Source organism: Streptomyces thermospinosisporus (assembly GCF_039526425.1).
Lineage (GTDB): Bacteria > Actinomycetota > Actinomycetes > Streptomycetales > Streptomycetaceae > Streptomyces > Streptomyces thermocarboxydovorans.
Genome location: NZ_BAAAIZ010000118.1, coordinates 46,168 through 60,786 on the forward strand (window position 1 = coordinate 46,168; position 14,619 = coordinate 60,786).

Sequence of the window (14,619 nt, forward strand, 5' to 3'; positions counted from 1 at the left end):
ACTTGAGGTGACGCGAACCAGCCCGTTGTCATGCCGCCGCCTCAGAAGAGGGCGCCCTCGGCACCCTCACCGAAATCCGACCCACCTCGCGCAGCCAGCTGCTCCTTGCGCTTCCGAACGGCTTCGGGAGAGGGCGGAGGGAGGTCCGGGTGCTTCTCCCTGGCCTTCTTCTCCGTCACTCCCTTGTGTAGACCGAGGTGCACCTCGTCGGCGTACGCCTGGTGGTTCAACTGACGGATTCGGTCAAGAATCTCCGTACATGCGGGCAAGTCGATGGTGTAGCAGGGCCCTTGAGGTGTTTCAACGAAAGTGTGACTGAGAACGGCGGAACCGTGAGCCGGGTCACAGGGAGGCGTTTGACCCGTTGCATCCAAAAGGTCATTCCAGCCGTAAGCCTCTGCCGTGGCCTTGTCGATCTCCTCATGTGTGCGCCTGATTTCGACAATGTCCTCGTCATCACACGATGCCGTATTCACCAGATTATAGAGTGCCGTGATCCCCACATTGCGGGCGCGCATGGAAGCCTGGCGGCAAGAATCAAGAAGTTGGCCGACATTACGCAGACGCTCATTCAGTTCGGGAAGTACGAGAGTTTCGAAGATATCGGTGGGCGTGTACCGGATTCGAGTTTCCAGCGTCGATGTGCGATTGATTGCCCACCAATAATGGAAAGAAGAATTAAGGAAAGCAAAAAGCGCCGGATCGTCGGAAGCGAAGACGATCAATTGTTCATCGAACACCTGGCCACTAGGCACCAGTGCCGGAAGGGCGTACTTCGACACGCGCGGGAATACGATCACACGGTCGAGCCCGGCGAGTGCCGAGTACAAAGGAATCGTGGGCCTCTTGAACAGCCACCACCGTTCACGACAGAGCTTTTCCTTGTGCTGCTGGCGATCAGGCCGGACATGTTGCTGAACCCACCTGAAAGGGGCCTCGAAATCAGCCGCTTCCGTCTCTTTCATGTCCCGGAAGAAGATGACCCAGTCTGCCGCCTCGTACTGGGGATGACCAGTCACGTCCTTCCCTTTGAGGAACGGCATGACGACAGTGGCGTCGCGCGGAACCCGAGAGATCATATCGGTGGCCGCTTCAGCTTGAAGTGTGAAACCGGCACCTTCAGCTTTGGACCCGTTGAAAGCCTTGCTTTTGTTTGCAAAAAGCCGTTCCACCCACCCGGACACTCGATTCTCCGCGATGAGAGAAGTACTTACGGCCGCCGAAACGGGAACGCCATCGACCAGCCGGGGGATTCCATCGCCCAGAGGTTCACAGGAGGTCCAGACGGCGCAGTATTCCAAAGCAGCCGAGCTTGAAGGCCAAGGCCTGCTCTTGATTGCGGCTCGAATGTCGACACGCTGAGCAACGATCTGATCGAGACCGACTTCCCTGCTGTCTCCCTGAGCCAGGGTATTCGTGGCAATCAGCCCGGTTTGACCTCTCCCCCTCATGAGTTGGTGCACTCGTAGGAAGAAGTAGGCAACGAGGTCGGCGTTCCCCCGGGTGCCCCTTGCCAAGTATTCGACGAGATATTCACGAAAGGCGTCGCCCATGGCCCCCGTAATCAGACTGCCACCCAAGAAAGGAGGATTACCCACAATCGCGTCGAACCCCCCACCCAACGAGAACACTTCGGGGAACGCCAACGGCCAATGCACCGGCCGCCGCTCCAACGCCCCCTCCGGTAGCTCGACCCGCAGCCACTCCTCTGCCGTAGCCCGAGCCTCCCGCACCACCTCGGAGTCGTCCTCAACCCCCTCAGCCACGATCTTCTCCACGATCCACGCAGCCTGCGAGAACAGGTCCCGAACCCGCTCCCCGCCATCCCCCTCATACCAAGGCACCCGCCCCGAAGCACACGTGGCCAGCGCGGCGCCCGCAATCAGATCCCCCACCAACCGCAGTCGCCGCGAATGCCGGTTGACCTCCTCCAGCCGCTCCCGCTTCTCCTGGAGCGCCGGCAGGTCCACGCCCTTGATCGCGGTGATCGCCAGGCGCTCCCGCGTGAGCTGGTCCACCAACTCCCGTGCCTGCTCGGCCAGGATGTCGGTCTGCTGCCCCGGCTTCATGTGCACGGACTGGATCTGCTCCATGCTGTGCACGCCGAGCAGCGAGTCCCCGCACACCAACCGGTCGTCGAGGAAGGTGAAGGGCCGCCCCGGGTCCATCGACACCAGCCATAGCGACAGCTTGGCCATCTCCACGGCCATGGGGTTGATGTCGACGCCGTACAGGCAGTGCTCGATGACCTGGCGCCGTGCCTCGATGACCACCGGGTCCTGCTCCGCGTCGGCCGCGGTCACCGCGTCCACGGCACGGCCCGCGCGGTAGGCCAACGCGTCCGCGCGGCCCTCGGCCTCCCACGCCTCGATCAAGCGGTCCGCCAGGTAGCGGCAGGCCGCCACGAGGAACGCCGCCGAACCCATCGCGATGTCCGCGACCTTGAGGTCCAGGATCTGGTCCGCCGACTTCAGGCGCCACTGGTTCGTGTCCGCCGTCTGCAGCGGGCCCGGCTCGTACACCAGGGGTTCCAGCGCGTGCAGGACGACTTCCTCCGCCAGGAAGCGGGGCGTGTAGTGCGTACCCGTGTTCTTGCGGAGGGACGACTCCGTCACGTACAGCGCGCCGTTGGGGATGACCATCGGCAGGCCGCGCAGGTCCTCCCGCAGGATGCCGATGAACGGGAGCAGCCGCTCGGTGAGCGCCGGGTCCTTCGTCACCGCGTTCAGCCGGCGGCGGGCCTCAGCGGCATCCTCCGCTGCCAGCGGGGCGAGCTTCTTCTCCAGCTGACCGACCGTCGCCGGAGGCTTCGGGTCCTTCCACTTCTCGTGGATGGACTTCGCCAGCGTCTTCAGCGAGCCGCCCGCCTTCGCCGCCAGGGACTCCAGTTCGCGCAGCGGGACCTCGTGTTCCAGGCCGTCCGGGCCGATCAGGCCCACCATGTGCTCGGTGGCCCGGCGCCCGTCGAACGACAGCAGGCCCTCGTACACGTACCCGATCTGCTCGACGTCCAGCGCGCGGAAGCTGAGCGTGCGCACCTCGCGCTGCTTGCCCTTGCCGACCCGGACTTCCTGCACGGCCTGGAGCATGTGCAGGACGGTGCGGTCGTCGATGGGGAGGAGCGGGGTGGTGCGCTCCAGCCACGGGTACTTGTCCGGGTCGAAGATGGAACCGTCGTAGGCGGGGAGGTGGAAGCCCGAGCGCGGGTGGTCCACTCCCCCGTGCACCGCGTGGAAGAGGGCGATCAGGCGGTGCCAGGCCGACGTCGTGTGCTCCAGCGAGGTCTCGCCCTCCTCGTCCGCCCTCGCCTTGAGTTCGTCGCGCAGGAAGCGGGCCGAGTAGGACCGCGCGTACACCTCGTTGTCGGCGGGCAGCAGGCCCCGTTCCTCGGCGAACAGGAGGAAGACGATGCGCATCATGACCGCGACGGCGCCCCGGTAGACCTCGCCCGCGGTCACGCCGGACGCGTGCAGGCCCGGCGCCCCGTTCTCGATGGCCCGGACGTCGGCCCGCCCGATGGCGTCCACCAGCAGCTCGACCGCCTGCCGGACCTGGATGCCCAGCGCCTCGGTGACGTCCTCGCCCGCCGCGAGGCTGGCCTTGAGCAGGCCGACCAGGGTCTCGGCGTCGTCGTACTCGAAGAACCGGCGGCGGCGCAGCAGGGAGACGAAGGCGCGGACGACATTCCGTTCGGCGGCCTCGTTCCAGCCGATGGCGTCGAAGACGGCCGTGGTCGTGACGCCGCCCACGGGCGCCCAGACCAGGCACCACCAGCGGCCGTCGGTGACCAGGCCGAGCGGGACGCCGTGGTGGCGCAGGAGGCGGGCGAGGCGGTCGGCGGGGGCCGCGGACCAGTCGCCGCCACCGCCGGCGCGGGCCGTGGGGGCCGTACCGGCCGGGATCGTCATGCCCAGCAGCCGTACCCGCTTCGCCGCCGACTCCACGTCCGGCTCGGTCGCCAGGTCCGCGCCCGGTTCGACCAGCGCGAAGTCGGGGCGGACCTCGGTGTTGTGCTCCGCGACGCGCAGGGTGAGGCGGTCCAGTCCGAAGTGCTCCGACTCGCCCTGGCGGAACACCAGGGCGTCGCCCCACTCCAGCAGGCGGCCGAGGATGTACGCCACCCACTCGTCGCGGCCGGCGGTCGGGTCCGTCTGCCAGTCGGCGTGGCGGGCGCGCAGCCTCGCCCGCTCGTCCTTCTCCAGGGCGTCCAGCTGGGGCCAGGCGCGCAGCAGGACCGGCATGGTCAGGAAGGGGCCGGAGACCTCGGTCAGGTCCAGCCACTCCTGGTGCTGGCGGCGGCCGTCGGTGGCCTGGGCCTTGGCTGCGGCTGCTCCACGGCTCATGGTGCGGCGGGGGCTCATCGGCGGGCTTCCTTTGCGGGGACTACGAAGACGACGGCGGCGGGGAAGAGGTGGGAGCGGGGCTCGCGGTAGCGGGCGGCGATGGCGGCGAGTTCGCGTTCGCGTTCGGCGGGGAGGCCGTCGAGGCGTTCCTGCCAGCGGCGGCGGTCGTCCTCGAACTGGCGGCGCTCGTGGCCGGTCAGCTCGTGGGTCGACAGCAGGGCCATCTGCTCGCCCTCCCCCTCGCCCTCTTCCTTGAGCTTGGCGCGCAGGGTGGCCTCGAAGCGGTCCAGGGTGGCCGTGATGCGGCGTTCCTCCTCCGCCCGGCGGTCGGCGAGCCTGCTCTCCAGCTGGCGGCCGCGTTCACCGGCCCTGGCCTCCAGGGCGCGGTAGAGGGGGTCGCGGAGTCTCGGCCAGGCCTGTGTCAGCTCCTTGCGGAGGTGCGGGGCCGCCTCGATGCCCTCGGTGAGCGCCTGGGACAGGACCCTGCCCTGTTCGCCGACGGACTCCCAGCGGCGGAAGCGGCCGGTGTCGCCGAACCAGCCGCCCGCGTAGAGGACTTCCTCGTGCAGACGGGTGCCGTCGGTGCCGACGAGGACGTAGCGCGCGTAGGCGGAGACCAGGGTGGTCGTCACGGCCGGGTCGTCCGAGACGACCGCGGTGACGCGGCTGAGGCCGATCGAGTCGGCGTTCCACACGGCTGCCGTCAGCAGTCGGGTGGAGAGGGCCACCAGGGGGTGCTTGAGGTGGGCGAGGACCACATCGTCCTTGGCCTGCGCGGCCACCGCCGGGGAGAAGGTGAGGGGGCGCTGTTCGCCCTCGCGGAGCTTGTGCGCGAGGCCGCGGGTCGCCCGCTCCCAGCTGCCCGACAGGGGCTGGACCTCGAACAGGTCGCCCGGCTCGAAGTCCTCGGCCCGGTAGTCGGACGGCAGGAGCGGAGGCTGGTGGTCCAGGGCCAGGGCGGTGTCGACGACGCGCTTGATGTTCGCCGGCGTCAGGCCGAGCGCGGTCACGGTCTCTTCGTACTGGTCGGCGAGCCGCTTCGTCTGCGCGGTGACGTTCTGCTCGGGCGCCACCTCGCCGCCGGTGCGGCGGCCCTTGATCGGCTTGGGCCTGGCGTGCTCGATGTCGACCGGTGCGGTGTCGCCCGTCATGCGGCGCTGGACGGCGTCGGCGAGGACGGCGTTGACGGAGCCGAGGTCGTGCTCCATGCGCGCGACCTTCTTGGCCACGCGGGAGAGGAACTCCAGGTCGGCCTCGTAGGAGCCGGCCTGGGCCTGCTGCCAGCCGGCGCCGATGAAGTGGGTGATCTCGGGGTCGTTCTTCTGGCCCCAGCGGTCGATGCGGCCGATGCGCTGTTCGAGCTTGTTGGGGTTGAAGGGGATGTCGTAGTTGATCAGGCGGTGGCAGTGGTTCTGGAGGTCGATGCCCTCGCCGGCGGCGTCGGTGGCCAGGAGGATGCGGACCCTGCCCTCCTCGCGGGAGGGGTCGGCCTGGAAGCCGAGGCGGATGCGCTCGCGGTCCGCGGCCGACAGGCCGCCGTGCAGGCGCTCGACCCGGCCGCCGTCGGTGAGCTGCTCCTGCTGGAGGAGGTCGTGCAGCCACTCCTGTGTGTCGCGGTACTCGGTGAACACCACAACGCGTTCGTTGGTCCACCGCTTGCCGTCGGGGCGGCAGATGGCCTTGAGCTCGCGGATCAGGGCCTCCGCCTTGGAGTCGGGTGCCGCCTCGTGGGTGAGGGCCCAGCGCTCCATCTGCTGGAGCAGGCCCAGTTCCCGGCCGTCCTCCGCCGGCGTGAGCGAGGTGGAGCGGGTCAGCGCGTCGTCCTCGGCGTCGACCAGGCCGGTGTCGTCGAGGTCGGCGACAAGGTCGGCGAACTCCTCCAGCCACTCGGGGACTTCGGCCGCGGCCGAGCGGCCCCGTGCGGGGCCGGTGTCCTCCAGATGGGACAGGTAGACCTGGACGGTGTGCAGGAAGGCCGCCGGGGAGGAGAACAGACGCTTCTTCAGCAGCAGGGTCACCAGGTCGGCAGCGCGGCGCCCGCCCCGTGCCTGAGGCGTCAGCTTCTTGCGGCGCAGCTCGGCGAACTCACCGAGCAGACCGTGGATCTCGCGCTCCTGCGGGGTGTACTCGACAGGGAGTTCACGGGTCTTGCGGGTGCGGAAGCGGGGCGTGCCGTCCGCGTTGGTCACCGTCGACTTCAGGCGTCGTACGACGGTGTCCTTGAGCGCTTCCTTGTCGGGGTCGACTCCGCGTGCGAAACGCTGGTCGTCGATCAGTTCCAGGAGCGCCGTGTAGGACTCGGGGTAGCCGTTGTGCGGGGTGGCCGAGAGGAACAGACGGTGCTCGAAGTGCGGGACGAGGCGCCGGATCAGCTTGGTCTGCTGGGAGTCGACGGCGTACACCTGTTTGGGCGCGGCGGGCGCCACGTGGTGGGCCTCGTCGAGGACGAGCAGGTCGAAGAAGCGCTTGTGCTCGCCGTCGGGGCTCTCCTCGGGGGCGCCGATGACCTCGTCGAGGAGGCGCTGGGCCTTCTGGCCGCGCAGCCAGGGCAGGGAGATGATGGTGAGCGGGTGGACGCGGAAGGGGTTCGCCGCCGTGCCGTGGGTGCGGCGCAGGCGGGCGCAGTGCTCGGAGTCGACGATGGTGAACTCCAGGCCGAACTTCTCGGCCATCTCGTCACGCCACTTGAGGGTGAGGCCGGCCGGGCAGACGACCATGACGCGGCGGGCCCGTCCCCGCAGCAGCAGCTCCTGGACGACGAGGCCGGCCTCGATGGTCTTGCCGAGGCCGACGTCGTCGGCGAGGAGGAGGTTGACGCGGGGTGCGCCCACGGCGCGGGAGACCGGCTCCAGCTGGTACGGCTCGACGGCGACGCCGGAACGGAAGGGAGCCTGGAGGGTCTTCGCGTCGGCGGAGGCCACGGCGGACCAGCGGACGGCGTCGAGGAACGCGGCGAGGCGGTTCGGGGGATCGTAGGTGCCGGTGGAGGCGTCGGGGAGCGAGCCGGCGGGCAGCACACGGCGGCCGGGCTCGACCTCCCAGATCACGGAGAGGGTGTCACCGAAGCGGCCGTCCGCCACGGACTGGAGGTGGACCAGGGTGGCCGGGCGGCGGTTGTCGTGGCCGTCGGGGGCGGGCGGGGACGGCTCGACACGGGCCACCACCCAGGACTGTCCGCGCACCTCGACCAGGTTGCCTTCTTCGGGGAGTTGCTCCGTTCCGGTCCGCCCGGTATCGCGCTGCGCTGCTGGCGTCATGGGTGCTGTTCCCCTCGCTGTTCTCCGCCGCCGTCCGTAGACAGTCTCCTGTCTCCCCTCCGGAACGACGCGACCGCAGGCTAACACGCCGTGTTCACTGTGAACAGAGATTACAAAAGTTCGCTCGGGCACCGCCTCAGGCCATACGGCGCAGCCGCTCCAGAAGTGCCCGGCTGCGCCCTGGCCCGCTGCCCCTGGCGGGCAGGACGCGGTCCTCTTCGTCGGCGAGGCGGCGCAGCAGCTCCTCGGCGGCGTGCCGCTCGCCGGTGCGCACCAGCAGCACGGCTATCTCATAGCGGGTATCGATCACCGCGGGGTGTCCCGGCCCGAGCAGGCTGCGCTGCTCCGCGAGGACCGACCTCAGTTCGTCCAGGGCCTCACGGGTGCGTCCGAGCGCGCCGATGCACAGGGCGGCTCCGGCCCGGGCGGTGAGGGCGCTCGCGCGGTCGAGGCCGCCGTTGGCCAACAGCTCCTGGTACTCCTCCAGGGCGCGGGCCGGACGGCCCGCTCGGCGCAGGGCCTCGATCTCGGACAGCCGGGGATGGGCGGGCATCTCCTCGGCGACGGGAGCCGGCCCGGTCGCCCATGCGGCGAGCAGGGCGGCCACGTCCGCGGCGGTGGCGGGCCGGTCCTCGGGCTTCTTCTCCAGCAGCCGCTCGACCAGCGCCCGCAGGCCGTCCGGCACATCGGGGCGGCGGTCGGTGAGCGGCGGGACGGGCTCGTTGGCGTGCCGGTGGTACAGCATGAAGGGGCTGCCGTCGGTGAACGGCGGTGCGCCGGTGAGCAGCTCGTACAGGACACACCCCAGCGAGTAGAGGTCGCTCGCGGGCACGGTCCGGCCGACAGCCTGTTCGGGCGCCATGTAGACGACGGTGCCGGGGGTGGCGTTGGAGGCGGTGAAGCGGGTTTCCCCGGGGTGGGGCTCCAGCGCGGCGGCGACTCCGAAGTCGAGGACCTTGATCTCACCGTCGGGCGTGATCATCAGGTTGGACGGTTTGAGGTCACGGTGCACCACGCCCTGGCCGTGGGCGTAGGACAGCACCTCGGCCGTGCGGCGGGCGACGTCCGCGGCCTGCTCGACGGGGAGCGGGCCGCCGTTCTCCAGGACCAGGTCCAGTGCGCGCCCCGGAACCAGGTCCATGACCAGGTACAGCTCGCCCTCGTGGGTGCCGTGGTCGTGCACCGTGGGGATACCGGGGTGGCGCAGGCGGCTGGTCAGGCGGACTTCACGCAGGAAACGGCGTTCCAGGGTGGTGAGTTCGGACCCGCGGTCGCGGCGTGCGAGTACCTTGACGGCCACCTCTCGATCGTGGTCGCGGTCGTGGGCCGCCCAGACGACGCCCATGCCGCCCCGGCCCAGTTCGCGCGTGAGCTCGTACCGTCCAAGGCTTCGCCGCATCGCGCCCCGCCCCCACTTCCAGCGCCTGCCGCGCCCGCCACCTCAGGACGGCCGGGAACGCGCGCCGCCCGGCCGACGAGAGCATTTTGTCACCGGCGCGGCACGCCTGTGCCCCATGTGGCCATAAAGGTGGGTGTGGCAACCACCTCCCACCTCCGCCCGGATCGGGCGTGAGGACCTCAGAGGGGCAGCGGACCCTGCGGGACCAGGAACGGGCGACAGGGATCCTCGGGCACAGTACGCCTGACCGCCAGCTCGGGGCGCGCGTGCGGCAGGTGGGGCCCCAGGGCGGCGTACACCTCTGCCGCGGAGGAGGGGCGGTCGTCCGGCCGCTTGGCGAGCAGCGCCGTGATCAGGTCCTGGAGGTCGTCGGGGACATCGACCCCCGCGTCGGCGACGAGAGGCGGGGGTGTGGCGAGATGGTGTGACGCGAGGAGCGCCGGCTGATGGGTCGGGAAGGGAGGCGCCCCGGTGAGCATGTGGTGCAGCAGACAGCCCACGGCGTACAGGTCGCTGCGGCCGTCCAGCCGGCCCCGGCCCTCCAGGAGCTCGGGCGAGGCACAGAAGAGGTTGCCGACGCCCTCGCCGGTCGCCGTGAGACGCGGGTCCGCGTCACTGAGCAGCTTCACGAGCCCGAAGTCCAGGATCTTCACGGTCCCGTCGCGCCGGATCATGATGTTCTGCGTCTTCAGGTCACGGTGGACGAAACCGGCCTCGTGGACCGCGGACAGTCCCGCGCAGATCTGTGCGCCGACGGAGGCCGCGGAGGGGACGTCGAACCGCCCGTCGTCGTACTGGTCGAAGAGGTACTCGAGGGTGGTGCCCTCGATCAGTTCCATCACCAGGCAATAGGTGTCGTCCGTGAGCGACGCGTCGAAAACGGTGGCGACGTTGGCATGGTTCAGCCGTGCGGCAGCCCTCGTCTCACGGTGGAACCGCGCCAGGGCCGCGTCGCGGCCGCCCGGCACGGCCAGCAGCTCGGTGGCGACGGTCTTCACCGCGACGGGCCGGTCGAGGGGCAGATCGACACCCCGCCACACCTGCCCCATCACACCTCGGCCCAGGATCGACTCCAGCCGATAACGGTCGCAGAGCACCATTCCCGGCGCTGGAGTCGGCATCTTCCTTGACCTCCACATTCTCTGCACATCACGGCGGAACGAGGGCTCTGTGAACAAAGTCAATAAGCGTAGTAGCCTCTCATTACTACGGCAGCTGGGACGCCGACCTGCCCAGCCGGCCAAGTACCTCGGAGACTGATCGATGACTAGCCCGGACGTCGTACCCGTCAGCCTGGCCGAGATCGCCCGGATCGCCGGCGTCGGGCGAGCCGCAGTGAGCAACTGGCGGCGCCGCCATGATTCCTTCCCCACCCGTATCGGGGGCACCGACGTCAGCCCGCAGTTCTCGCTCGCCGAGGTCGAACAGTGGCTTCGGGACAACGGCAAGCTCGACGACATCGGCCGCAAGGAGCTCATCTGGCCGCGTTTCGAGGCACTCGGCAGCCGTAACGAGTCGGGGCTGGCCGTGGCCGAGGCGGCCCGCCGTATGCGCTCCCCCGGGGCCCGGATCACCCATCCGGAACTGTCCGCGCAGGCTCGTGAACTGGTGTCCGAGGCGGCGAGGCTGGGACGGGAGGAGGGTCCGCGCGAGACCTTCGAGTTCTTGCTGCAACGGTGGCTGGAGACCCATGTCCGGCAGCTCAGCACCACGCCCCCGCCCCTCGCCGCACTGATGGTCCGGATCGCCCTCGCAGTCCGGCTCGGTTCCGGGGACGGCGGACTGACAGTCCTCGATCCGGCCTGCGGCACGGGACACCTGGCTGCCGCGGCCGCGCAGGAGTACGACGGCACGAAACTCGAACTGCTCGCGTGCGAGCGGGACGAGGCACTCGCCGCGCTGGCCTCCGCCCGGCTCGGCTTCCTCACGGCGGACCGTGACATCCGTACGCGGATCGCCATGGCCGACTCGCTGCGCGACGACCCCTTCGGCGGCACGCAAGCGGACATCGCGGTGTGCAACCCGCCGTTCAACGAGCGGGACTGGGGATACGAGGAACTCGCCACCGACCAGCGCTGGGCCCATGGGCTCCCTCCCCGGACCGAGCCCGAGCTGGCCTGGGTGCAGCACCTCCTCGCCCACCTCAGGCCCGGCGGTGCCGCCGTGGTCCTTCTTCCCCCGGCCGTCGCGTCGCGCAAGGCGGGCCGCCGCATCCGGGGTTCCCTGCTGCGTACCGGGGCGCTGCGGGCCGTCGTGTCCCTGCCCCCGGGCAGCGCGCAGCCGCACAGCGTGTCCCTGCAGTTGTGGATCCTCAGGGCGGCGGCGGACGGCCCGGCGGCCGCTCCCCCGAGCCAGGACGCGCTGCTGGTGGACGCCACACGCTTCGCGCGGCCGGGGACACGCGAGCCGAGCCCGGACTGGGACGCTCTCGGTTCGTTCGTCCTCGCCGCACTGGCGACCCTGGACGATCCCGGCAAGGAGCCCCCGGAGGGAGCCGCCCGCGTTCCCCTGCTCGACCTCCTGGACGACGAGGTCGATGTCACCCCGGGGCGGCATATCGCCCCCCTGTCGGAGTCCTGCCCGAAGCAACTCGCGGCGCGATGGGGCGAGTTCACCTCGCTGCTGACCGATCTCGCGGATCAGGCGCGGTATCTGTCCGCTCTGGACGTCGAGACCGGCACGCAGCAGGCCATGACGACCCTTGGAGACCTGGTCAAGGCGGGCGCGCTGACGCTGCGCGCCGGGCAACAGCCCCCGGAACCGACGGCGCCGGTCCGTGGCGCCACCGTGCCGTTCCTCACCGTCGCCAACCTCCTTCACGACGGCACGCCGGGCCAGGTCCTGCCCACCGACTCGGCGCAGGCCGTCGCCGAAGAGGGTGACGTCGTGGTCGCCGGAGTGATCCGGGCCTTCCGGGCCTGGGTGCACCAGGGGCCGCCGATGGCCGTCGGCCCGCAGCTCTACGTCCTGCGGGTGGACCCGGAGAAGCTGGACGCCCACTTCCTCGCCGGTTGCCTGCGCGCGCCGGCCAACGGGCGCCAGGCGGGCACCCATGCCTCCAGCTCGTCCCGGGTCGACATCCGGCGTCTCCAAGTCCTCCAGCTTCCCCTGGAGAAGCAGATGGCGTATGCCGAGACGTTCCGCCGCCTCAGCGCATTCGAGGCGCTGCTCACCACGGCCGACGGTCTGGGCAAGGCACTGGCGGGCGACGTGAACGACCATGTGGCAGCCGGAGGCCTGACCGCCTGACGTGGCGGTGTTCAGCCGCCGATCGAGACCGCAGCGCTCACCAGACGCGTTCGCCGCCTGTGCGATCCGGGCTGTCACCGGCCGCGACCCCCGAACAGCGGCAACGCCGACGCGGTGCGCCGACTCCATGGTCACTTATCGTGCATACCGGCGTATTCCTCACCGAAGATGACGGGAGCGGTCGTGGCAGCCGAGCGACGGTCCTTGGCACCGCTGCTCGCGGTGTGCGCCGGGTACTTCATGGTGATCCTGGATGTGACGATCATCAATGTCGCCGTGCCGGTGATCGGCAGAGAGCTGTCGGCCTCGCTCACCGGCATCCAGTGGATCACCGACGGGTACACCCTGGTGTTCGCCGGCTTCCTGCTCACCGGAGGCGTGCTGGGCGACCGGTGGGGCAACCGGCGGGTCTTCTGCGCGGGCGTGGCGGTGTTCACGGTGTCGTCGGCCGCGTGCGCGCTCGCGCCGGACGCCCCCGTCCTGGTGGTGGCCCGGCTGGTGGAGGGGCTCGGCGCGGCGCTGATCGTGCCGGGTTCCCTGGCCCTCCTCCAGCAGACCTATCCGGAGCGGGACGAACGCTCCCGGGCCTTCGGGGTGTGGGGTTCGATGGCGGGCATCGCGGCCTCCGCCGGACCCCTGCTGGGCGGCGTTCTCGTCTCCACGGTGGGCTGGCGCTGGGTGTTCCTCATCAACCTGCCCGTCGGTGCCGCCTGTCTGATGCTGACGATGCGCTACGTGGAGCGCTCGCCCCGGCTGCCCGGCCGGCGCCCGGACTGGCCGGCGCAGTGCGCGGTCGTGGCGGCGGTGGCGCTGCTGATCTCGGCGCTCAACGAGGCCGGACGCCGCGGCTGGGCCGATGAGGCGGTCCTGGCCGGCCTGGGCCTCGCCGCGGTGGCGATCGCCGCGTTCGCGGTGCGCGAGCGGCTGGCCCGGTCCCCCGTCCTTCCGCTGAGCCTGCTGCGCTCGCGTGCGATGAGCGGCGGAGCCGTCATCGGTCTGCTGTTCAACTTCGCCTTCTACGGCATGGTGTTCACCGCCAGCCTGGACTTCCAGCATCAGCGCGGGTACAGCGCCTTGAGCACCGGGCTGGCACTGTTCCCCGCGGCGGCGATGACGATGTTCGCCTCGGTCCTGTCCGGGCGGCTCAGCCGGCGCACCGGGGACCGGCCGCTGGTGGTCTCCGGCATGCTGCTCGCCTTCCTGGGACTGGCCGTCTGGGCGGCAGGCGGATCCACGCTGGCGTACCCACTGCTGGTCGCTCCGATGATGGCGGCGGGCTTCGGTACGTCCTTCGCGCTCACCGGCTCGACCGCCACGGTGATGGGCGCCGCGCCCGGCAGCCGCTCCGGAACCGCCTCCGCCTTCTTCAACACCACCCGGCAGGTCGGCAGTGCCATGGGCGTTGCGGTCGGTGGCAGCCTGCTCGCCTCCGCCACCGTCTACGACACCGGGCTGCGCACCGCCATGGCCGCCTTCGCCCTCGCCTATCTCACCGCCGCGGGCCTCGCATGGCTGTGCGTGCCGTCGAAGGCCGAACGGGCGTAGGTGCCGGGGTCGAGACGTCATGGCTGGGTACAGAAGGGCACCCGCTACCCGGAGTCCTCGATCCTGCCCGACGACACCGTGCTGATCTCCGGCGGCTCCGAGGACTACCGCGGGCGCAGCGACTCCGACATCCTCCAGGCGCGGATCTATCACCCGGACACCAACACGTTCCAGCGCGTCGCCGACCCGCTGGTGGGCCGCAACTACCACTCCGGTTCGGTGCTGCTGCCCGACGGCCGCGTGATGTTCTTCGGCGGGGACCCGCTCTTCGGCGACAAGGCCAACACCAAGCCGGGCACCTCCGAGAAGCGCATCTCGATCTACACGCCGCCGTACCTCTACCAGGGCGAGCGGCCGGCGCTGGGCGGCGGCCCGAAGACCGTCGAGCGCGGGGGCGCGGCCACCTTCGCCACGAAGGACGCGGCGTCCATCAGGACGGCCCGGCTGATCCGTCCCAGCGCCACCACGCACGTGACCGACGTCGACCAGCGGTCCATCGCGCTGGACCTGAAGAAGACGAAGGACGGCGTGACCGTCACCGTCCCGAGGAACCGCAATCTGGTCCACTCCGGCTGGTACATGCTGTTCGTGGTGGACGACAAGGGGAGACCGAGCAAGGCGCAGTGGGGCAGGGTGCCGTGAGGCACGTCTCCATGTACGAGAGGGGAGGTCTCGGTTGCCGGGGCCTCCCCTGCCTTGTTCGGGCGGGGCGATCAGCGTGCGCGGTGCGGGTCACTGCATCAGGATGAGTGTGTGAACAGCCCCACTGGGCGGTGTGCATCGTGAAAACTGCACGTCGGGTGGGCTGGTGTGCGTAGGTGTCGGG

General features: G+C 70.1%; 6 protein-coding genes and 1 pseudogene. 3 read left to right on the top strand and 4 right to left on the bottom strand.

Going from position 1 to position 14,619, the window contains the following annotated elements; all coding sequences use genetic code 11:
- Positions 1-41: 41 nt before the first annotated feature.
- The 4 genes from ABD207_RS29665 to ABD207_RS29680 form a co-directional block, all read right to left on the bottom strand.
- A complete protein-coding gene (locus ABD207_RS29665; protein ID WP_344016341.1) occupies positions 42-4,361 on the bottom strand; it encodes an Eco57I restriction-modification methylase domain-containing protein in 4,320 nt (1,439 codons plus the stop codon).
- Entirely contained in the window at positions 4,358-7,600 is a 3,243-nt protein-coding gene (drmD, locus tag ABD207_RS29670; protein ID WP_344016342.1) for a DISARM system SNF2-like helicase DrmD, read from the bottom strand. The genes ABD207_RS29665 and drmD overlap by 4 nt, the downstream gene beginning before the upstream one ends.
- Before the next feature lie 136 nt (positions 7,601-7,736).
- A complete protein-coding gene (locus ABD207_RS29675; RefSeq protein WP_344016343.1) occupies positions 7,737-8,999 on the bottom strand; it encodes a serine/threonine-protein kinase in 1,263 nt (420 codons plus the stop codon).
- A gap of 179 nt (positions 9,000-9,178) precedes the next feature.
- Positions 9,179-10,120, bottom strand: coding sequence for a serine/threonine-protein kinase (locus ABD207_RS29680; protein WP_344016344.1), 942 nt, complete (start codon positions 10,118-10,120; stop codon positions 9,179-9,181).
- A gap of 142 nt (positions 10,121-10,262) precedes the next feature.
- On the opposite strand from ABD207_RS29680, the gene ABD207_RS29685 reads away from it, so the two are divergent.
- The 3 genes and pseudogenes from ABD207_RS29685 to ABD207_RS29695 form a co-directional block, all read left to right on the top strand.
- Complete coding sequence (locus tag ABD207_RS29685) at positions 10,263-12,248, top strand: N-6 DNA methylase (RefSeq protein ID WP_344016346.1); 1,986 nt, start codon at positions 10,263-10,265, stop codon at positions 12,246-12,248.
- A gap of 168 nt (positions 12,249-12,416) precedes the next feature.
- On the top strand, positions 12,417-13,793 hold the full coding sequence (locus tag ABD207_RS29690; protein ID WP_425580867.1) for an MFS transporter: 1,377 nt from the start codon (positions 12,417-12,419) through the stop codon (positions 13,791-13,793).
- Between the two features lie 27 nt (positions 13,794-13,820).
- A pseudogene (locus ABD207_RS29695) lies at positions 13,821-14,435 on the top strand (galactose oxidase early set domain-containing protein); the annotation flags it as partial.
- Between the last annotated feature and the right edge of the window lie 184 nt (positions 14,436-14,619).

Coding starts and splice junctions, on each gene's coding strand:
- ABD207_RS29665 (WP_344016341.1), bottom strand. CDS start 4,361: ATGAGCCCCCGCCGCACCATGAGCCGTGGAGCAGCCGCAGCCAAGGCC.
- ABD207_RS29690 (WP_425580867.1), top strand. CDS start 12,417: ATGACGGGAGCGGTCGTGGCAGCCGAGCGACGGTCCTTGGCACCGCTG.
- ABD207_RS29685 (WP_344016346.1), top strand. CDS start 10,263: ATGACTAGCCCGGACGTCGTACCCGTCAGCCTGGCCGAGATCGCCCGG.
- ABD207_RS29680 (WP_344016344.1), bottom strand. CDS start 10,120: ATGCCGACTCCAGCGCCGGGAATGGTGCTCTGCGACCGTTATCGGCTG.
- ABD207_RS29675 (WP_344016343.1), bottom strand. CDS start 8,999: ATGCGGCGAAGCCTTGGACGGTACGAGCTCACGCGCGAACTGGGCCGG.
- drmD (WP_344016342.1), bottom strand. CDS start 7,600: ATGACGCCAGCAGCGCAGCGCGATACCGGGCGGACCGGAACGGAGCAA.